Here is a 20,105-nt window from a genome sequence, read left to right on the forward strand (position 1 = left end):
ATTCCCGCGGGCGGTGATAGAGGACGTACGCAACGCACCGGGCGACCACGATGCTGCTCTCATCCGCGCGGCTGACTAGGCTGTGATCCCTGCGCGTCGGCCACCTTTCCGTGGTCTCTCTGATCCGGCGCCTACTCGGCGAGCACGAAGTCAGCGGCACGCTCGCCGATGAGGCAGGCGGGTGCGTTGGTGTTGCCGCTCGTGATGCGCGGCATCACCGAGGCGTCGGCGACGCGAAGTCCGGCGACCCCATGGACGCGGAGGGAGGACGGATCCACCACGGCGTCCGGGGTCGTTCCCATGGCGCACGTGCCGACCTGGTGGTGGTAGGTGATCGCGGTCCGGCGTACGTAGTCACGCAGCTCCTCGTCGGACTCGAGACCCGGTCCGGGGTAGATCTCGCGGGCGCCCCACTCGGTGGCCAAGGCCGGCTGACGCCCGATCTCGCGACACTTCTTGAGCGAGGCGACCAGGGCATCGAGGTCGGCCTCGTCGTCGAAGACGTTGAGGTCGATCGCGACGGGATCATTGGCACCCGGACCCGTCAGCGTGACCGAACCACGGCTCTCGGGCCGGACCAGACCTGCCATGAGCGAGAAGCCGAACTCCGGCCCGCTCATCCAGTCCTCGGAGTACATGGGGACTCCGAAGTTGATCGGCTGGGTGTCGGGGGAGTCGAGCCCCTCGCGGCTCCGCCAGAAGTGGTGCGTCTGGCAGGCGGCGAGCCCCGGCGTCGGCGGGCCGACCTCTCGTGCCGTTGTCTCGAAGATGACCGGAGCGATGAGATGGTCGTGCAGGTTGCGACCCACGCCGGGCAGATCGCACTCGACCTCGATGCCCAGCGCCTGCAGCTCGTCCGCCGGCCCGATGCCGCTGCGGAGCAGCAGGCGCGGGGAGTCGAGCGCGCCAGCACACAGGATCGTCTCGGCGGCGTACGCCTCGGTCGGGACGCCTTGCACGTCGACCTCGACGCCGCTGACCACACCGTCCTCGACGATGAGGCGGTTGACCCGGGCGCCCGTGACGATCTGGAGGTTGTCCTGCCCGCGGACCGGCTTGAGGTAGGCCTTGTAGGTGTTCCAGCGCTCGATACCGCGAATGTTGAACTGCATCTTCGCCACGCCGTCGAGGCGACCACTGTTGTAGTCCGGGTTGAGCGGCAGGCCTGCCTCGACCGATGCGTCCAGGATGGACTGCTGGATCGGGTCGAGGGTGTACGAGACGTTGATGTCCAGCAGGCCGTCGGTCCCTCGGCCCGTGGCGGGCTGCCCGTCGTACGCCTCGATGCGGTCGTAGACCGGTGCGACGTCATCCCAGCCCCACTCGGTGGCGCCCAGCTTCTGCCAGTGGGTGAAGTCCTCGACGGCGCCGCGCACCCAGATGCAGGCGTTGAGAGCGTGGGAGCCGCCGAGCACCTTGCCTCGCGGCAGGTGAAGGGCGCGTCCGGCCGCGTTCTTCTGCGGCACCGTGAAGTATCCCCAGTCCTGTGGGCTCATCCAGAGCTCAGCCAGGCGCATCACGTCGTGGATCGCGGGATTGGTGTCCTCGTCCCCGGCTTCGAAGAGCAGGACAGACTTGCCCGCATCCACGAGGCGGCGGGTGAGGATGGAGCCGGCGGACCCGGCTCCGACGACGATTACGTCGGCATTCAGCGTCATGACGCGACCTCCCAGTGGTGAAATGTGCGACTCGCGAGGGGTCTCGCGATGGTGGCGCTCCTTCTCATTCTGAGAATCGGAAAGGCCGGCGGAAGAGCGGGCGAGTAGCTGTTCGCGCTACGCCAAGTCTCGATCACGGCGGGCCAAGTCAACGATCGGTTCCCACTCCAGAATCGAGTGGGCGCCCTCTCCGGCGCACCGACCAGCGGCACTCGCCGACCTCACCGCAGCGCAGGAGGACACCGGAATGGCAAGCAAGCTCTTCATCGATGGAGAATGGACCAGTTCCTCCGGAACTTCCGCGATCGACACCATCGACCCCGCCACCGGACAGGTCATCGAGACCGTCCCCACCGCCAACCGGGGCGACGTGGACGCCGCCGTCGCTTCAGCTCGAGCCGCCCTGAGCAATCCCGCATGGGCGGGCCTGCTCCCGGTCCAGCGCGCCGGCTTGTTGTTCAAGCTCGCGAGCTTGGTCGACGAGCATCACGAGGAGCTGGCACAGCTCGAGACCCGTGACCAGGGCCAGCCGATCGGTGTCTCGCGCATGGTCTCGGTGACCGGCGCTGCCGAGCACATCCGCTACTACGCGGGTTGGGTCACCAAGATGCAGGGAAGTACGAACCCGGTCTCCTTCCCGGACACGCTGAACTACACCCGCCGCGAGCCGGTCGGAGTCAACGCACTGATCACGCCGTGGAACTTCCCGTTGATGATCCTGACGTGGAAGCTCGCACCGGCGCTGGCGACCGGAAACACCGTCGTGATCAAGCCCAGTGAAGTCACCCCACTGACGAGCCTGCGCCTCGTAGAGCTCTGTGCCGAGGCCGGCTTCCCACCCGGAGTCGTCAACATAGTGACCGGCGATGGCTCGGTCGGCGAGATGCTCACTCGTCACCCGGACGTCGACCACGTGTCCTACACGGGGTCCACGGCCGTCGGGAAGCTCATCACCATGGCGAGCGCCGAGACCAACCTCAAGCGACTCACGCTCGAGCTGGGCGGAAAGGCCCCGAGCATCATCGCCCGCGACGCCGACATCGACGCCGCGGTCGGCGGCAACATCATGGGTGCCACTCTCAACAGCGGGCAGGTGTGCGCTGCGTACACCCGGTTCTACGTCGAGCGCTCCCGCGAACAGGAGTTCGTCGACAAGGTGGTCGGCGGTCTGGCCCAGGTGCCGATCGGGCCGGGCGCCGACGAGTCCAATGTGCTGGGGCCGCTGGTCTCGGCCAAGCACCTCTCGCACGTCGAAAGGCTGGTCGCGACCGGAGCCGCGGACGGCGCGGAGCTGGTGGCCGGCGGAAAGCGGATTGACCGGGACGGCTACTTCTTCGAGCCGACCGTGTTCACCGGCGTCAAGGACGATGCGGCGATCATGCAGGAAGAGATCTTCGGACCGGTCCTCGCCGTGACCGCGTACGACGACACCGACGAGCTCCACGAGCTCATCAACCGCGCCAACGACACGCCCTACGGCCTGGCCGCCACGGTGTGGACCCGCGACATCGCCACGTCCCAGCGTCTCGCGAACGGCATCAAGGCCGGCGCCGTGTTCGTCAACATGCCGCCCATCCCCGACATGGCCGCACCGTGGGGTGGCTACAAGGCCTCGGGCTGGGGACGCGAGATGGGTCCGTGGGCGCTCGACGCATACACCGAGCTCAAGTCCGTGTGGCTTCACTACGGGTCCTGAGCAACGCGACCGCACCAGCACCTACGCCACTAGGAGAACAAGACGTATGTCCAGCAAGCCGTTTGCTTCGTCCGCCGACCTCGCAGCCAAAGACCAGACTCTCGAGGTCCTCGCCGAGGGTGTCTACGCCCTCACTGCCGAGGGCGACCCCAACCTCGGCGCGATCGAGGGGGAGGACTTCGTGGTGTGCTTCGAAGCGCTGGCGACCCCGGTCGCAGCTCGCCGATGGCTCGCGATGCTCCGCGAGCACACCGACAAGCCCGTCAAGTACCTGGTGCTCTCGCACTACCACGCGGTCCGCGTCCTCGGAGCCAGTGCGTTCGACGCCGAAGTGATCGTCGCCCATGAGCAGACCAAAGTGCTGATCGCCGAACGAGGGGAGCAGGACTGGGCTTCGGAGTACGGCCGCATGCCACGCCTGTTCGACCAACCGGAGTCCATCCCGGGGCTGACGTGGCCGACGGCGACGTTCTCGGACCGGTTCACGATCGACCTCGGAGGTGAGCGTGGGGAGCTCGTCCTCCAGCACCTGGGCCGAGGGCACACCGCCGGGGACATCGTTGCGTGGCTCCCGAAGCAGAAGATCCTCTTCGCCGGCGACCTCGTGGAGGCTCAGGCGGCGCTCTACACCGGCGACGCTTTCCACCGCGACTGGTCCGGCGCGACATTGGACGGCATCGCCGCGCTCGGCGCCGAGCAGCTCGTCGGCGGCCGGGGCGCGGTGGCGCAAGGGGCTGGCGCGGTGTCTGCCGCCATCGAGCAGACTCGCGGATTCCTCACCACGATGATCGACGAGGTCGGCTCGGTCCAGGCCCGCGGCGGGACGCTCAAGGAGGCGTTCGAGGCCACGCACGCGGCCTTGTCCCCGCAGTTCGGGAAGTGGCCCATCTTCGAGCACTGCCTGCCGTTCGACGTGGCCCGCCTCTGGGAGGAGCTCGCCGGGACCGACTGGCCGACCATCTGGACGGCCGAGCGCGACCGCGAGATCTGGGCCCGGCTCCAGGACTGAGTGAAGCCATGGCAAGCGTGAGCTACTCAGAGAATCCGGTTGTCGTCATCGGCGACGGTCCCGTCGGACAGAGCGCGGCGTTGCTCCTGGCGCGATGGGGACTGCCCGTCATCGTGGTGGATGCCCGCCCGGCACGCGACATGGTGGGGTCGAAGGCGATCTGCCAGCAACGCGACGTCCTCGACATCTGGGACAACCTGGGCGGCGCGGGAGCCCAGATCGCGCGCGAAGGCGTCACCTGGACCCGCGCCACGACGTTCCATCAGGACCACGAGCTGTTCACGATCGAGTTCCAAGACCCGGGCGAGTCGCCGTTCCCGCCGTTCGTCAACATCTCGCAGTGTCGCACCGAGGAGATCCTCGACGAGAAGATCCAGGCCGACCCGCGAATCGAGGTCCGGTGGGGCCATGAGGCCACCGGGATCACACAGGACGACTCCGGCGCCGTGGTCACGTGTGTCACCGAGTCCGGTGAGGTTCGCATCACCGCGTCGTACGTGATTGCGTGCACCGGTGCCCGCAGCGACCGGCTCCGAGCACAGCTGGGACTGACGTTCGACGGTTCGACGTTCGGCGACCAGTTCCTGATCTGCGACATCCGCACCGACCTGCCGGGCTGGGGCCAGGAGCGCCGGTTCTACTTCGACCCCCCATGGAATCCGGGTCGCCAGGTGCTCATCCATCCCTGCCCCGACTCCACGTTCCGGATCGACTGGCAGGTGCCGGAGAGGTTCGACCTCGCCGAGGCCGAGCGCTCGGGTTCGCTCGACGAGCGCATCCGCCAGATCATCGGCGACCGCGAGTACGAGGTCATGTGGAGCTCGGTCTACCGGTTCCATTCCAGGGTCGTGAACCGGATGCGCGTCGGACGGGTCCTGCTGGCCGGCGACTCCGCTCACCTGGTCTCGCCGTTCGGCGCACGCGGTCTCAACAGCGGTGTCCAAGACGCCGAGAACGCTGCCTGGAAGATCGCATTCGTGCTGCATGGCTGGGCTCCGGAGAGCCTTCTCGACAGCTATCACGACGAGCGGCACGCGGCGGCGCTGGAGAACATCGATGTCACGACAGCCACGATGAACTTCCTGGTCCCGCATACGGCCGAGGAGCAGAGTCATCGCCGCCGGGTGCTCGAAGCCGCACGTGACGATCTGACGGCACGGGCCGAGGTCGACTCCGGTCGACTCGCCGAGCCGTACTGGTACTCCGACTCGCCACTTACGACACCCAGCATCGACCGCCCGGCATCTGGCCGCCCCCCACGCGGCACGACGCCACCATGCGCGCCGGGCGTGCTGATTCCCGATCACAAGGTGCACGACAGCGTCGACGGGTGTCCGGACCGCCTGAGGCGGCGACTGCGCGACGGCATGACCCTCCTGTGCGGGGAAGCCGTCGACATCGGTCAGGTTCGCGAGGCGGTGGCGGCGAGCTCCGCTCACGTGTACGTCAGCGGAGTCGACGAGCTCGACCATGACCTCGGGCGCGCACTCGGGCTCGGGGCGGAAGAGGTCTGGCTGGTTCGGCCCGATGCCCACATCGCAGCGTGTCTGACGTCGGCCACCACCGAGGACGTCCGCGCCGCGGTCGAGCGCACCCTGGGCAGCGCCGCGAATGCGCTCTCGTGAGTCGACATTGGCCGGTGAGCCGGAGCGGCCGGCTCATCCAGTTGGCGGTCGGCCTGCTCATCGCGTCGACGGGCATCTGGCTGAGCATCCGCGCGAACCTGGGGGTCGCCAGCTGGGAGGTCCTCCACATCGCGCTGGCGGACCGTCTCGGGATCGGTGTCGGAACGGCGTCGATCGGAGTCGGGGTCCTGCTGGTCACGATCGTGGCACTCCTGGGCGTACGTCCTGGAGCGGGAACGCTGCTGAACGTCCTGATCATCGGGGTCGCTCTGAATGTCCTGCTCGACCTGCCGGCACTCGCGTCGTTGCCCTCGGACGGGCTGCCAGTTCGGCTCGGTGCACTTGCCGCCGGAATCGTCGTGTTCGCAGTTGGATGCGCGATCTATGTCGGGGCGCATCTGGGTTCGGGTCCTCGCGACGGGCTGATGCTGGCGGTGCATCTGAGAACCGGACTGGCCATTGGGCCGGCGCGGATCCTCTCCGAAGGCGTCGGGCTGGCCACCGGTTGGCTGCTCGGGGGACCGGCAGGGATTGGGACGGTGCTGTTCGTCCTGACCGCCGGCCCATGTGTGGCAGTCGCGTTTAAGGCTCTCGGTCTGCGGCCTCTGGCACCTACATCACCTCACGCTGCGGCGTGCTGACAACCATCTGCAAGGAGACGACTCTTGTTCTACCGCCACCTGGGTGACATCCCTCGGCACCGGCACACGCAGATGAGGGACGCCGACGGCCGGTTGCACTACGAGGAACTCATGGGGGAGGAGGGGTTCTCCTCGGACTCGTCCTTGCTCTATCACCGCGAGATCCCGTCTGCGATCGTCGCGACTGCAACGTGGGAGCTGACGGACCAGGCGACCGCTCCGAACCACCCCCTCCGGCCGATCCACTTCACGCTCCACGACCTCTTCCGCGACAGCGAGGCTGACATGACGGATGCGGTGATCGGCCGGCGCCTGGTGCTCGGCAACGGCGATGTCCGGATCTCCTACGTGGTCGCAGGTGCGGTCTCGCCGTACTACCGCAACGCGATCGGGGACGAGTGCGTCTACGTCGAGTCGGGCTCCGGCATCGTCGAGACCGTCTTCGGCGCCCTGCCGTATCGGACTGGTGACTACGTCGTGATTCCCCGGGCGGCGACTCACCGTTGGTTGCCGGCGGACGTCAGCCGTCTGTACGCCATCGAAGGCCAGGGGCACATCGCCCCTCCCAAGCGATACCTCTCCCGCTACGGCCAGCTGCTCGAGCACGCACCGTTCTGCGAACGCGACCTGCACGGGCCGGCCGAGCCGCTTCTGGGCGAGGGGTCCGACGTCGAGGTGCTGGTCAAGCATCGAGGCGACGGTCCAGGGGGCATCGTCGGGACGACCATGACGTACGCCACCCACCCGTTCGATGTCGTCGGCTGGGACGGCTGCCTCTATCCCTACACGTTCAACATCGAGGACTACATGCCCCTGACCGGCAAGGTCCACCAGCCGCCCCCGGCTCACCAGGTCTTCGAGGGAAACAACTTCGTGATCTGCAACTTCGTCCCGCGCAAGGTCGACTACCACCCACTCGCGGTGCCCGTTCCCTACTACCACTCCAACGTCGACAGCGACGAGGTGATGTTCTACGTCGGCGGCGACTACGAGGCACGCAAGGGCTCAGGAATCGATGTGGGTTCGGTGACCCTGCATCCCGGCGGCCATGCTCACGGCCCCCAGCCCGGCGCGACGGAGCGGTCGCTCGGAGCAGAGTTCTTCGACGAGCTCGCGGTCATGGTCGATACGTTCCGCCCGTTGGAGGTGGGCGAAGCCGGTCGCACGGTCGACGAGGGTGTGTACGCCTACACGTGGGCGCAGGGCCGCAGCGGATCACTGAGATGAACGACGCGCGACGGCGCCGCTTGTCCCATTGCCAGTTCGTCCGTTTCCAATTATAGTACGAACGTAATTTAAAGTGCAGAACGGCTCAGGAAGGAGCCCCTCATGATGAGCCAGTCGTGGCGGGAGGGCTTCGTGACGTCGTACAAGGACGTGGCTACAGAGAAGGAAAACACATGCCGTCTGTACTGGTGACAGGTGCAAGCCGGCGTAGCCGACGACGCTTGCAGTGGACTCTCGCGGTGCTAGCGGCTATCCCCACCGCCAGCGCCGCGCGCGAGATCGTGCTCGGCCCTCGAGGAGTGCCTGGCGGATCGCCGGAGGTGACCCCGACGGTGGACAGTGCCCTTCGCTACGCCAGCGTGTTCAAGCTCGCCGTGGGACCTGTGATGTGGTCTCAGGTGTCACGCGTCGACAACAGCTCGCCGGCACTCACGTCTGCGCTGGCCGCGCTCTTCGTCGGCGGTCTTGCTCGGACGTGGTCCTGGAAACAGGCTGGCCGGCCCCATCCGGTCTCGGTGACAGCGCTGGGGCTCGAGCTCCTCGCCCCGCCCGTGCTGATTGCCTGGCAGCGGCGAGTTGCCTCGCGCTGAATCTCGTTCATGCCTGGTCACTTGTCTTGGGTGATCGGGTGCTTGAGAATCGTCGACTGTGACCAGCCTCATACGCGCGACGGTCATTTCAGGCGCCCGTGAGCTGATCGACGAGCTCGGCGGGAACGCGGATGAGCTGCTCCTGGCCCACGGCATCGATCCCCGGGCGATCGATGACTTCGACCGCTACGTCCGCTACGCGGATGCGGCCGCGGTACTGGGGCACGCGGCGCTTCAGCTGGATGTCCCGGACGTCGGGCTGCGCCTAGGCGGCAGGCAGGGCATCGGAGTCCTTGGCCCCCTTGGTGTCATTCTCCGCAACGCTGAGACCGTGGGTGACGCGGTGTCGGCATGCTGTCGGTTCTTGGGCAACATCGCGCCGGCCGACACGGCCGAGCTGATCCCGGGATCGGGCTCCCGATCGGCCGTCTACTCGTACTCGACGATCTTGGACAGTCCCTTCGACCGGCGTCAGATGGTGGAGCGGAGCCAGGCGTTGGCCATGCACGTGCTGCGGATCATGATGGGCGATGGCTTCACGCCCCGCCGAGTTACGTTCCAGCACGAACGGCTCGCGGCGGTCGACTGCTATGAGAACGTCTTCGGCTGCCAGGTGGTCTTCGGTCAAGACCGCAACGGCATCCACCTCGCACCGGATGACCTTCGGTGCGCCATCGATCACCGTGACGCGGTGGCTGCCGAACTGGCCGAGGACTACTTGAGCAGGTTGCATCCCGAGATCGCTCTGGCCGAGCACATCCGCGACGTCACCCGGCGGCTCATGATGGTCGGCGAGATCGGGTTACGCCAGGTCGCCCGGGCGGTATCGATCCACGAGCGCACCCTCCAGCGCGAGCTTGCCGCAGAGGGGACGAGCTTCGAGGAGATCCTCGACGATCTACGCCGCGCCACGGCATGGGAGCTCGCGGCGACCGGCATGCAGGCTGCGCAGATCTCTCGCGCTTTGGGGTACGCCGAACAGAGCAGCTTCACCCGCGCATGTCGACGCTGGTTCGGTCACTCTCCCCGCGACCTTCTTCGTCAGCGGCGAGGCCAGAACCCAGGGCGGGAGCCAGCCCGGCGCGCGTAGTGATCGACCGCTGGGTCCGCCTTGCCGGCGTCAGATGACAAATCTGTGTCGCCCGAAGGCAAGTTCACAGACGACCTCCTCTGCCATCTTGTGATGGACGTCATGCCGGTCGGACGTCCTCGAATCGACAGGATGGTGGATCCACGTGTCAGATCTCAATCGAGTCACAGTGCTGGGGGCAGGCGTGCTGGGTGGGCAGATCGCCTGGCACAGCGCCTTCAAGGGCAAGACCGTCGTGGTCTACGACATTGCCGAAGACGCCATCGAGAGAGCGCGTGCCACCCACGACGGCTACGCAGGAATCTATCTCGATCAGGTCGGGGCGAGTGAGGGTGACATCGCCGCCACGCGCGAACGGCTCACGTACAGCACGGACCTGAAGGCGGCGGCGGGCGAGGCGGATCTCGTGATCGAGGCCGTGCCTGAGGTGCCCGACATTAAGCTCGCGGCCTACGAGAAGCTCGCCGATGTCCTGCCCGCGCATTCATTGATCGCGACGAACAGCTCGACCTTCTTGCCCCGGGACTTCGCTGCCGCCACGGGCCGGCCGGACAAGTTCTGCGCGCTCCACTTCGCCAACATGATCTGGGCCATGAACGTCGCCGAGGTCATGGGCCATCCTGAGACGTCGAAGGAGACGCTGACCTCCGTCGCGGAGTTCGCCATCGAGATCGGCATGCGGCCCATCCCGGTGCGCAAGGAGCAGAACGGCTACGTCATCAACACGTGGTTCGTGCCACTGCTCAACGCCGCCCAGACGCTGGTGACCAACGGCGTTGCCACGCCCGAGGACGTCGACCGCACGTTCATGCTCAACGGCGCGAACTTCGGCCCGATGGGCATGTTCGACTTCGTCGGCATGAAGACCGCCTACGACGTTCTCGCCTACTGGGGAGCACGGTCCGGCGACGAGCAGATGAGCCGGAACGCGGCGTACATCAAGGAACGGTTCCTTGACCGCGGTGCGCTGGGGGTCGCCACCGGCTCGGGCTACTACAGCTACCCGGACCCCACCTATCAGCGGGCCGACTTCCTGGCCGTTCCGGACCTGGCGGAAGTCCCAGGTCTGGTCGAGTCGATGCTCCCGGCCTGAGCCCCTCACCCACGCCCAACCCGGAAACAACGAGGAGCCCACGATGACTGCCACAACCTCAGCCCACACGTCCGTTGCCTTCGACCACGTCGACGTACTCGTCGTCGGCGCGGGGATCGCCGGGCTCAGCGCCGCCTACCACCTCAAGAGACTGCAGCCGGGACGTACGTTCGCGGTCGTCGATGCGCGCAGCAACATCGGGGGCACGTGGGACCTCTTCAAATACCCCGGCATCCGTTCCGACGCCGACCTGCAGACCTTCGGCTTCGGCTTCAAGCCATGGCGTCGGGACAACGCGATCGCCGACGCCCACGAGATCCTCGACTACCTCCAGGAGACCGTCGAGGAGAACGACCTGCAGCGACACATTCACCTGGGGCACAAGGTGCTGAAGGCGGACTTCTCGACCGCGGACGAGCGCTGGGTCGTCACGCTCGAACGCACCAGCGACGGGACGCGGGTCGATGTCACGGCCACCATGCTCTTCTCAGCGGCGGGCTACTACGACTACGACCAGGGCTACACCCCTGAGTTCGAAGGCAGGGATGACTTCGGCGGCGAGCTCGTCCATCCGCAGCACTGGCCCGAGAACCTCGACCACTCCGGGAAGAAGGTCGTCGTCATCGGCAGTGGCGCCACTGCCGTCACCCTCATCCCGTCCATCGCCGCGAGCGCCGATCACGTCACGATGCTGCAGCGCTCCCCGTCGTACGTGCTCCCGATCCCTCGGCAGGACCCGATCGCCAACACCCTGCGCCGAGTCCTACCTGCCAAGCCGGCCCACGACCTGGCCAGGGCGTTCAACATCCGTAGGTTGAACGTCCTCTACGGGCTTAGCCAGCGGTTCCCCAGGCAGATGCGCGCACTCGTGCGGAAGATCAACGCCGCATCTCTCCCTGAGGGCTACCCCGTCGACACCCACTTCAACCCGTCTTACAACCCGTGGGACCAGCGCATGTGCATGGTCCCAGACGGCGACATGTTCAAGGCCATCTCCGACGGCAGTGCCTCTGTCGTGACGGACAAGATCGTCCGCTTCACGAAGTCCGGCATCCTGCTGGAGTCGGGTGCCGAGCTCGAGGCCGACATCATCGTGACCGCTACGGGGCTCAGGATGGTGCCCTTCGGAAAGATCGCCCTAGCCGTCGACGGCAAAGACGTCCACCTGCCTGACCACGTCATCTACAAGACGCTGATGGTCAGCGACGTCCCGAACTTCGCTTTCACCGTGGGCTATGTGAACCAGGCGTGGACTCTGAAGGCGGATCTCGTCTCGGCATGGTTCTGCCGCCTTCTCGCCTATATGGATGAGCACGGTCACGCCAGCGTCACGCCAGTGGTCTCGGACAGGTCCATGCCCCTCAAGCGCTACGTGGAGATGGATACGGGCTACGTCAACCGGGCCATGCACCTGTTCCCCAAGCAAGGCACCCGCGGCCCCTGGGTGGCGCCACAGAGCTTCAACCGTGACCGGGTCGTCCTGGGCAAGGACCCCATCGACGACCCAGAACTCCGCTTCACGGATACGACGCTGGCTCCGACGGCAGCCAGGTCCTCGTCCGCCGACCGGGCCTTGGTGCTTGGTGAGTAGCCCGGCGTTCGTCGATGTGCAGGGCCGGCGTGTACGCGTGCGGGTCGCCGGGCCTCTCGAGTGCCCACCGGTCGTCCTGATCCATGGGATCGGTCGAACGCTGGACGATTGGGCCGAACAGTTCCCTCGGCTCTCCTCGAGATGCCGACTGATCGCGCTCGACCTTCCTGGTTGTGGCTTTTCCCAACGTGCACCGCAGCCGACGACGCTGACGGTCCTGGCCCAGGCGGTCGTCGATGTCTTGAACGAGCTCAGCGAGGCGCGGCCAGTGCATCTGGTCGGCAACTCCCTCGGCGGTGCCGTTGCGATGCAGGTCGCCGTCACGGAACCCAGCCGTGTCACGAGCCTCACCCTGGTGGACAGCGCAGGCTTCGGGAAAGAGGTCGCACTCGCACTGCGCCTGCTTGCCGTGCCGTTGATCGGTGAGGCTTTGACCGCACGTCTCCCACGTTGGTTCGCACGAGTGTCGGAGAGCACGCTGTTCGTCGACCCTCGTCTTGCAACCGAGGCGCGGGTGGATCATGCACTCGCGGTCTCTCGCCAGCCCGCCACCGGGAGCGTGATGCTGGAGATCGCGCGGTCGCTGGCGACGCTGTCCGGTGTCAGCGCCGCCTGGCGCACAGACCTCCTCCGCACGGCGGCGGACCTCGAGCTCCCGACTCTTCTGGTGTGGGGCGATCGCGATCGGGTGCTTCCCCATACCCACCTGCAATCGGCACGAGCTGCTTTCCCCAAGGCCGAGTCGGAGTTGTTCCCAGGGGTCGGGCACATGCCTCAGATCGAGGCCCCCGACGCCTTCGCTGAACGGTTCCTCGATTTCCTGGGCGGCGTTCCGCAGCCGACAGGGTCCGGTGCGGTGAGGTCGCCATCAGTACGACGCCAGGCCGAGTGATGCGGTTGGAGTGCTCTCCAAATGTGGCTTCCGGAATTGGGGTGTTCCACATGGCGGTCCCTGTGTGACGGGTGTCACCGTACGGGGGTGGCCCGCACTGATGGCGCGGCGACTGAACCCACTGTTGCTCGGAGGCTTCCATGGTCGATCACCCCTCGGACGATGCGGCACCAGACGATGGCTGGGTCGGGCCGGCCTTGGGTAGACGTAAGGTCCTCGGGTACTTGCTGGCGGCACCAACACTCGCGGTGGCAGTGCGCCTGGGAGTGGACTCGAATGTGCCCAGCGAGGCTGGTGCGCTGACCGCGCTTCCCGTGCCCAGCAACGATCTGCCGGCAGATATCTTCGACCTCGGGGACGCGCAGAACTATGGTGCGAAGCCGACGTCGCACCTGATCTGGATGGAGCTGCGCGAGGACGGCACGGTCCACTTCGCGCTGCCGCGTATGGAGGCCGGCCAGGGCATCGTGACCTCGACGGCGATGATCATCGCCGACGAGCTCGACATCCCGGTCAGCAAGGTCGAGGTGACGCTCGCGAAGGCACGCCCTGAGCTGGTCATGAACCAGCTGACGGGAGGCTCCAACACCACCATGTCGACGTACTACCCGGTGCGCGCTGCGGCCGCCATTGCCCGTGGTGCGCTCCTCGAGGCCGCGGCCGCCATGCTGGGCGGGCTCACCCCGAACCTTCTCGACACCGAGGCAGGCTCGGTGGTCGCGCCCGACGGGACCAAGATCCCGTACGGCGATCTTGCCGCCGCTGCCGCGGTGCCGAAGACCACCGAGGTGGAGGCCGAGCTCAAGGCGACGTCCGAGCTCAACATCGTCGGGTCGCCGATGGGTCGTACTGACGCGCGCGCTGCAGTGACCGGAGCGAAGCGCTTCACCTTGGACCTCGACATCGCCGACGCCCTGCCCTGCATGGTCGCCAAGCCGCCGACGATCTTCGGCAAGGTCCGCAAGCTCAACAACGAGGCCGAGGTCGCCGAGATGCCGGGCGTCACCCACGTCGCCGTCATCGAGACCGGCGTCGCGATCCGGGCACGCACCTTCGGCCAGTGCATCGATGCCATCCGAGCCCTCGATGTCGACTGGGATCCGGGACCGGTCGGCGCCGACTCCGACGAGGATGTGCTGGCTGACCTCAAGCGGGCTGAGGTGCCGCTGCTGGTTCCCAGCGTTCCGCTTCTTGCGAAGACCGTCGATACCGAGTTCACCTTCGCCTTCGCCAGCAACGCATCGCTCGAACCGGACTGTGCGATCGCCGACGTACGTGCCGACTCGGCCGAGATCTGGGGCGGGTTCAAGGCTCCGGTCCCGGCCCAGCAGGAGATCGCCCTGAAGCTCGGCCTGCCGCAGGGCAAGGTGACGATCAATGTGGTCACCGGCGGCGGGTCGTTCGGCCGCAAGCTCTTCCACGACGGCGCCATCGACGCGGCTCTGGCGTCCCAGGCGATGCGGGCACCGGTACGGGTGATGTGGCACCGCGCGGACGCGTGTCGTCACGGGCGGATGCATCCGATGTGCACGTCGCGCGCGCGGGCAACCACGCTGGGCAAGCAGGTCTTGACCTACGAACAGCGGCACACCAGCGCCCGCACCGACTTCGGCCACGGATTCGGCGACATCATCACGGCGGCAGCCGGGAAGCTTCCGGTGACCGACTACACCCTCTCGCAGACCGTCTACTCCCTGACCGCCGGAGCGCACTACAACTTCGGGGCCACCACGTCGCTGCTCAACGAGCTGGTGGACCGACGGTTCAACACGGCGTCAATGCGCAACATCTACTCACCCAACGTGGCGATCGCGCGGGAGGTGACTGTCGACAAGATCGCCCGAACCACCAACCAGGATCCCTACCAGTTCCGGCGCGCCTTCGTCCGCAAGGATCGGTCTCGTGCGGTCCTGGATCGTGTCGCCGAGGCCGGCAACTGGGGACGCTCGATGCCCGCCGGCCACGGTCAGGGTCTTGGGATCCACAACGAGTACCACGGTTTCAGTGCATGTCTGATCGAGGTCGACGCCACCGCGGCGACGGTGAACCGGAAGATCCGGAAGGCCGTGACCGGCCCCCGTGTCACCAAGGTCGTCTTTGCTGTCGATGTCGGCCTGATCATCAACCCGACCGGGCTCGAGGCGCAGATGATGGGCGGCATCATGGACGCCCTGGCGATCGTCTTCACCTCCAGCGTCCACCTGAAGGACGGCAACTTCCTCGAGGCGAGCTGGGACAACTACGCCTACACGCGACAGTGGAACACGCCGCCCGAGCTCGAGATCCACCTGATCGAGTCCAACGACGAGAGCCCGGGTGGAGCGGGGGAGTTCGGGGTGGCCGCGGCCTGTGGCGCTGCCGCCAACGCGTACTGGGCGGCCACCGGCACCATGCCGACGCAGTTCCCGATCAACCACAAGGGCCCGCTGCACTTCGAGCCGTTCCCGTACACCCCGTCCGTCCCGCCGTCGCCGACCGACGGCCTCGACTACGTCAGTTAGGACCACGAGATGTCGACACACACGTTCAAAGTCAACGGCAAGCAGGTCAGCGTCGAGGTCGAGGACGACGTACGTCTTCTCTGGGTCCTGCGGGACGTCCTGGGCATCACCGGACCGAAGTACGGCTGCGGCATCAACGTCTGCAAGGCCTGCACCAGCCATATCAACGGCAAGGCGTTCAACCCGTGCGCGGTGCGAGTCGCAGACATCGCCGACAGCGACGAGGTCATCACCATCGAGGGACTCGCGGACACCGTCGAGGGCGACCTGCACCCGATGCAGCAGTCCTGGATCGACCACGACGTCGCCCAGTGCGGATACTGTCAGCCCGGCCAGATCATGGCCGCCGTCGACTTGGTGCGGCGGGTGAAGGCGGAGGGCCGCGCTGTCACCGACGCCGACCTGGACACGATCCGCAACGTCTGCCGCTGTGGCACCTACCCGCGCATCCGCTCGGCCATCCGCGACGGCGCGGAGAAGATGTAGCCGAGAGGATGTAACCGTGCTGCCGCATCTGTCACGCGCCGGCGCGCAGCACCCGGACTGCTAGGAGCAACTCCACGAGCGACTCGAGCCGGCGAAGGTCGGAACCGGTGCTCGAGGTGATGCGCTCGAGCCGGTAGTAGACCGTGTTGGCGTGAACGAAGAGGGCCTCGGCCGCTTCGCGGACGTTGAGGTTGCTGTCAGCGTAGGCCTCGAGCGTGTCGGCGTAGATGCCGTCGCCAGCCAGATCCTCGGCGAAGAACGCGACCACCTGCTCCCTGAGGAGACGACGAGCGAATGGGTCGGGTCGCCGAATCAGGTAGGTGAGAGGGGAGACCTCGGCAATCGGCATCAACCCCTGGCGGCCCCGGAGTGATTCGCAAGCCAGGGCGGCCGCGCCGTAGGCATCAGCGGCAAGCATGAGGCCTGCTTGGCTCGTGCTGCAACCGACCGACATCGCGGTACCCCGGGCACTCAGCTCATCCGCGAACCGGCGCAGCGAGTGCGTGACCTCCGACTCGGTCCTGTCCAGCAGCGGAACCAAGCCGACCATCTCGCCGCGCCGGGCGACGAAGATGCCGGCCCCCGCAAGTGCGAGGGTCGCCGCCGACACGGCTTCGGACAGGTCGTCACTGCACCCCTGGCCAGCTGCCGGTCGTGCCACCACCAGAAGGAAGGTGGAGTCCTCGGCGAGGCCGGCATCGGTGAGGATGCGTTGGCTCAGCAGCCCCTGTGGAGCTCGCCCGTCCAGAAGGTCGTCCAGTACGTCCCGCTGCAGTCGTTGGAGATCAGCAAGCTGGTGCTGCTGAAGCTCGAAGTACGAACTCGCCACGGCGGAGCTACCGGCCTCGATCAGGCGCATCAGCTGGGTGACCATCCCCAACAACATCTCCGCTGCCTCATCCGACTGAGCACTGTAGGCACGAAGGCCCTCCCAGAGTGTGCGTTGACCGACTCGGAACGCGGTGAGGAAGTCGACTAGCGAGATGTCGGCCTCGAACCTCGGCCTGGTGTGCTTCGACATCCACGGAAAGTCCTCAGGGGTCGGTTCGTGTCCTTCGCGGAGGCTGCGCGCGAAGATCCCGAACACCTGGCGGCAGTGCGCCGCGACGTCAGCCTCTTGGCCACTGCCGCGGTAAGCGGGGACTGCCTCCCAGATGTCCTGGACCGCCTGGCGAGCGAGCGTCTCTGCAGACTCGTCGATCCAGTCGGCAATCTGTGGCGGCGGCGCACTGTCGATGTCTCTCGGGGCCTGCCCGCCCGCCACAAGGATCTCTCCACTACCCGGGCCGTCCGGTTGCATGGTGATCGTTCTCCTCCAGGTGGCGGTCGGGTGGGTGTCAGGCGTGAGTGAGCGTCGGGTAGTCGGTATACCCGCGGGAGCCACCGGTGTAGAGCGTGTCGGCGTCGAGGTCGTTGAACGGGGCATCGGTGCGGAGCCGCTCGACGACGTCGGGGTTGGCGATGGCGAACCGGCCGAGCGGCGCGATGTCGGCCAGGCCTGCGTGGATGTCGTCGGCGATGCGCTCGCGCTCACGCCCGTACCGGACCACGAGCAGCGCATTCGGCCACACGTCCCGGAAGGAACGCAGCAGCTCGTCGTCTCCGAGGTGGTGCACGTGCAGGTACGCCAGATCGAGCTTGGCGAGCTCGCCCACGAGGTAGCGGTACTGGGCACGTACGGCGCCTGTATCGCCCTCATCGAGACCGCCGAGCGGGAACGCGGGGGAGATGCGGATGCCGGTACGATCCGCGCCGATCTCATCCGCGACGGCCCGGGCGACATCGATCACGAACCGGGCCCGGTTCTCGATCGACCCGCCGAACTCGTCGGTGCGCTGGTTGGCGTTGGGGGAGAGGAACTGGTGCAGCAGGTATCCGTTGGCACCGTGGATCTCCACGCCGTCCGCGCCGGCGGCGATCGCGGAGGCCGCGGCATGCCGGAATTCGTCGACAACGCCCTGGATCTCCTCGGTGCCGAGTTCGCGCGGGGCGGGGGTCCTCTTGGGGCCTTCAGCGGTGAACATGTCCTGCTCGGCCGAGATCGCTGACGGGGCGACCGGCTGCCGGTGGTGCGGGGTGTTGTCCGGGTGGGAGATCCGGCCAACGTGCATCAGCTGGATGAACAGGTGGCCACCCTTGTCGTGCACCGCATCGGTGACCTTCCGCCAGCCCTCGACATGCTGGGGTGTGTAGATCCCAGGGGTGTTGGAATATCCCTGCCCGTCGTCCGAGGGCTGCGTGCCCTCGGAGATCAGCAGTCCCAGCGAAGCGCGCTGGCTGTAATAGGTCGCCGCAAGCTCGCTGGGCGTGCCGTCGGTGTTGGCGCGGCTGCGGGTCAGGGGAGCCAGCGCGAGACGGTGGGGGAGCTCGAGCCTGCCGACGGTGAACGGCTGCCAGAGTGAAGAGGAGGTCATGACCGGGTGGTGTTCCTTTGCAATGAGCGGTGGTCCCTGTTTCCGGTGCGAGGCCAGGTCGTCTCGCAACGGCGTGGGAGAATGAGCACGGGCACTTTCGAGCCCACACAACAGTGACTACACTCAAAACTGAGGCTAGTCATAGTTTATTCCGGGAGGAGCACGATGCCAGTGGCGTCCCAGGCGCTAGGGCGACGCGAGCGGAACAAGCAGGCCAAGCTCGAACGCATCACCGCGGCGGCCAGCGAACTGTTCGCCGAGCACGGCGTGGATGAGGTCACCACGCAGCAGATCGCGGACGCCGCCGACATCGGCACCGGCACCCTGTTCCTGTATGCGAAGACCAAGGGGGAGCTGCTGCTCCTTGTCCAGAACGCGCATTACATCGACGCGCTGGAGCGCGGCCGCGCCGGCGCCGAGAGTGCGTCGAACGCGCTGGACGGAGTTCTCGCGCTGATCACGCCGGTCGTGGAATGCAATCGTGTCCAGGTCGACAACGGCCGCACCTACCTGCGGGAGATGGCCTTCGGCGATCCCACCGAACCCCACCACGCCGAAGCGCTGTCCATCGTCGTCCAGACCGAGGAGGCCGTCGCCGGCATCCTGAACGACCGGGCGCGGATCGCCCCCGCCGAGGCGTCGACCCTGGCTCGGGTGATCACGGCCATCATGTTCTTGGACATGGCGGTGACCGTGAACGCAGGTCTGAGCGTCCCTGAGATCCTCGCGAGCATTCGCACCCAGCTGGCAGCGATCCTTCTGCGCTGACCTCGACACGTCAGCTCTCGTAGTGGGGCAGGACCTCGCCGTTCTTCACGTAGGTCAGTGTGGCGGCTACGTCGTAGGCGTGGATCGCCGAGATGTACGGAACCATCAGATCGGTGAGGTCGCCGACTTGGGTGCCGGTGAAGAACGCGTCGCGGGCGACGTCGTCGGCGAAGCCGAGGATGACGGAAGCGTGCAGGTGTTGGTCGCCGGGGTTGTCGTGGGCGACGTTCGGGGTATCCCAGAGCTTCTCGCTCCACGGCAGGAAGACCTGCGTGCGCAGCTCTTTCAGAATTCCCGTCGCGACGAGAGCGGGCACGAGGCTCTTCTTGACGAAGCGGTGGAAGTCGATCGTTCCGACGTCCGAGCGGCGACGTAGGTAGACGACTGCGCGTGATCCAACTCCTTCTCCGGGAGCGACGTCGTACCAGCGGGAAGAGTTGGGCGGGCCGGCGTAGAGAAGGGTGCGGCGGAACACGTTGATCTCGTCCTCGTAGGCGAGTGCGGTCTGCTTGCGCCCGGCCAGTGGGGACAGTGGGCTCTCGAAGGTGACTTCGGCGATGCCGTCGATCTTCCGGTCGACCGGCACCGCCGTCTCGACTCCTGGCGTGGCGAGCCAGCGGCCAGGGTTGGCCTCGGCGAGGTGGATCTGCCGGTACTCGAGCTGACCCGGAGTGTTGGCGATGATGCCGGAGTGGGGGCCTTTCCAGTAGTCCATGCCGGTCTGGCGGGGCTGATCGGTGCGCATCCACAACAGGATCGAGGAGCTGAAGTGCTTCGAGACGTCCGGTGTCTTCGTGGTGGTCTTGCTCATGGTGATGCCTTCC

The 20,105-nt window shown here is 66.7% G+C and carries 17 protein-coding genes; 13 read left to right on the forward strand and 4 right to left on the reverse strand.

The features are described from left to right. Positions 1 to 131: 131 nt before the first annotated feature. On the reverse strand, positions 132 to 1,658 hold the full coding sequence (locus ABZY89_RS22440) for a GMC family oxidoreductase N-terminal domain-containing protein (protein WP_355230765.1): 1,527 nt from the start codon (positions 1,656 to 1,658) through the stop codon (positions 132 to 134). 247 nt (positions 1,659 to 1,905) lie between these two features. Here ABZY89_RS22440 and ABZY89_RS22445 point away from each other — a divergent pair, with 247 nt between their 5' ends. The 12 genes from ABZY89_RS22445 (at position 1,906) to ABZY89_RS22500 (ending at position 16,099) form a co-directional block, all read left to right on the forward strand. After that, complete coding sequence (locus ABZY89_RS22445) at positions 1,906 to 3,354, forward strand: aldehyde dehydrogenase family protein (protein WP_355230767.1); 1,449 nt, start codon at positions 1,906 to 1,908, stop codon at positions 3,352 to 3,354. A gap of 46 nt (positions 3,355 to 3,400) precedes the next feature. After that, entirely contained in the window at positions 3,401 to 4,363 is a 963-nt protein-coding gene (locus tag ABZY89_RS22450) for an MBL fold metallo-hydrolase (protein WP_355230769.1), read from the forward strand. A 17-nt stretch (positions 4,364 to 4,380) separates the two neighbouring features. Then, positions 4,381 to 5,988 carry an FAD-dependent monooxygenase gene (locus ABZY89_RS22455; RefSeq protein ID WP_355230771.1) on the forward strand — a complete coding sequence of 536 codons (1,608 nt, stop codon included), beginning with the start codon at positions 4,381 to 4,383 and terminating at the stop codon, positions 5,986 to 5,988. Positions 5,989 to 6,029: 41 nt separating this feature from the next. Next, positions 6,030 to 6,629, forward strand: coding sequence for a hypothetical protein (locus ABZY89_RS22460; RefSeq protein ID WP_355230773.1), 600 nt, complete (start codon positions 6,030 to 6,032; stop codon positions 6,627 to 6,629). 72 nt (positions 6,630 to 6,701) lie between these two features. Continuing rightward, positions 6,702 to 7,856 carry a homogentisate 1,2-dioxygenase domain-containing protein gene (locus ABZY89_RS22465; protein WP_355230853.1) on the forward strand — a complete coding sequence of 385 codons (1,155 nt, stop codon included), beginning with the start codon at positions 6,702 to 6,704 and terminating at the stop codon, positions 7,854 to 7,856. A 173-nt stretch (positions 7,857 to 8,029) separates the two neighbouring features. Next, on the forward strand, positions 8,030 to 8,446 hold the full coding sequence (locus ABZY89_RS22470) for a DUF4345 domain-containing protein (protein WP_355230775.1): 417 nt from the start codon (positions 8,030 to 8,032) through the stop codon (positions 8,444 to 8,446). 58 nt (positions 8,447 to 8,504) lie between these two features. Beyond that, the gene (locus tag ABZY89_RS22475) at positions 8,505 to 9,536 is read left to right on the forward strand and encodes an AraC family transcriptional regulator (protein ID WP_355230777.1); all 1,032 of its coding nucleotides are present in this window, start codon (positions 8,505 to 8,507) and stop codon (positions 9,534 to 9,536) included. A gap of 145 nt (positions 9,537 to 9,681) precedes the next feature. Then, the gene (locus ABZY89_RS22480) at positions 9,682 to 10,629 is read left to right on the forward strand and encodes a 3-hydroxyacyl-CoA dehydrogenase (RefSeq protein WP_355230779.1); all 948 of its coding nucleotides are present in this window, start codon (positions 9,682 to 9,684) and stop codon (positions 10,627 to 10,629) included. Between the two features lie 43 nt (positions 10,630 to 10,672). Further along, positions 10,673 to 12,220: an NAD(P)/FAD-dependent oxidoreductase gene (locus ABZY89_RS22485; RefSeq protein WP_355230781.1), complete on the forward strand. Its 1,548-nt coding sequence runs from the start codon at positions 10,673 to 10,675 to the stop codon at positions 12,218 to 12,220. Beyond that, a complete protein-coding gene (locus tag ABZY89_RS22490) occupies positions 12,213 to 13,112 on the forward strand; it encodes an alpha/beta fold hydrolase (RefSeq protein ID WP_355230783.1) in 900 nt (299 codons plus the stop codon). The genes ABZY89_RS22485 and ABZY89_RS22490 overlap by 8 nt, the downstream gene beginning before the upstream one ends. Positions 13,113 to 13,390: 278 nt before the next feature. Continuing rightward, complete coding sequence (locus tag ABZY89_RS22495; RefSeq protein ID WP_355230785.1) at positions 13,391 to 15,613, forward strand: molybdopterin cofactor-binding domain-containing protein; 2,223 nt, start codon at positions 13,391 to 13,393, stop codon at positions 15,611 to 15,613. Between the two features lie 9 nt (positions 15,614 to 15,622). Next, positions 15,623 to 16,099 carry a (2Fe-2S)-binding protein gene (locus ABZY89_RS22500; protein ID WP_355230787.1) on the forward strand — a complete coding sequence of 159 codons (477 nt, stop codon included), beginning with the start codon at positions 15,623 to 15,625 and terminating at the stop codon, positions 16,097 to 16,099. Between the two features lie 31 nt (positions 16,100 to 16,130). Here ABZY89_RS22500 and ABZY89_RS22505 read toward each other — a convergent pair whose 3' ends face one another. Next, the gene (locus tag ABZY89_RS22505; protein ID WP_355230788.1) at positions 16,131 to 17,399 is read right to left on the reverse strand and encodes a helix-turn-helix domain-containing protein; all 1,269 of its coding nucleotides are present in this window, start codon (positions 17,397 to 17,399) and stop codon (positions 16,131 to 16,133) included. A gap of 37 nt (positions 17,400 to 17,436) precedes the next feature. Continuing rightward, positions 17,437 to 18,513: an alkene reductase gene (locus tag ABZY89_RS22510; protein WP_355230790.1), complete on the reverse strand. Its 1,077-nt coding sequence runs from the start codon at positions 18,511 to 18,513 to the stop codon at positions 17,437 to 17,439. A 165-nt stretch (positions 18,514 to 18,678) separates the two neighbouring features. On the opposite strand from ABZY89_RS22510, the gene ABZY89_RS22515 reads away from it, so the two are divergent. Next, positions 18,679 to 19,281, forward strand: a complete 603-nt coding sequence (locus tag ABZY89_RS22515) for a helix-turn-helix domain-containing protein (protein ID WP_355230792.1) — start codon at positions 18,679 to 18,681, stop codon at positions 19,279 to 19,281. A gap of 10 nt (positions 19,282 to 19,291) precedes the next feature. Here the strand turns inward: ABZY89_RS22515 and ABZY89_RS22520 are convergent, their stop codons facing one another. Then, complete coding sequence (locus ABZY89_RS22520) at positions 19,292 to 20,092, reverse strand: hypothetical protein (protein ID WP_355230794.1); 801 nt, start codon at positions 20,090 to 20,092, stop codon at positions 19,292 to 19,294. Positions 20,093 to 20,105 lie beyond the last annotated feature (13 nt).

Origin of the sequence: Nocardioides sp. NPDC006303, assembly GCF_040613175.1 — a bacterium.
Lineage (GTDB): Bacteria > Actinomycetota > Actinomycetes > Propionibacteriales > Nocardioidaceae > Nocardioides.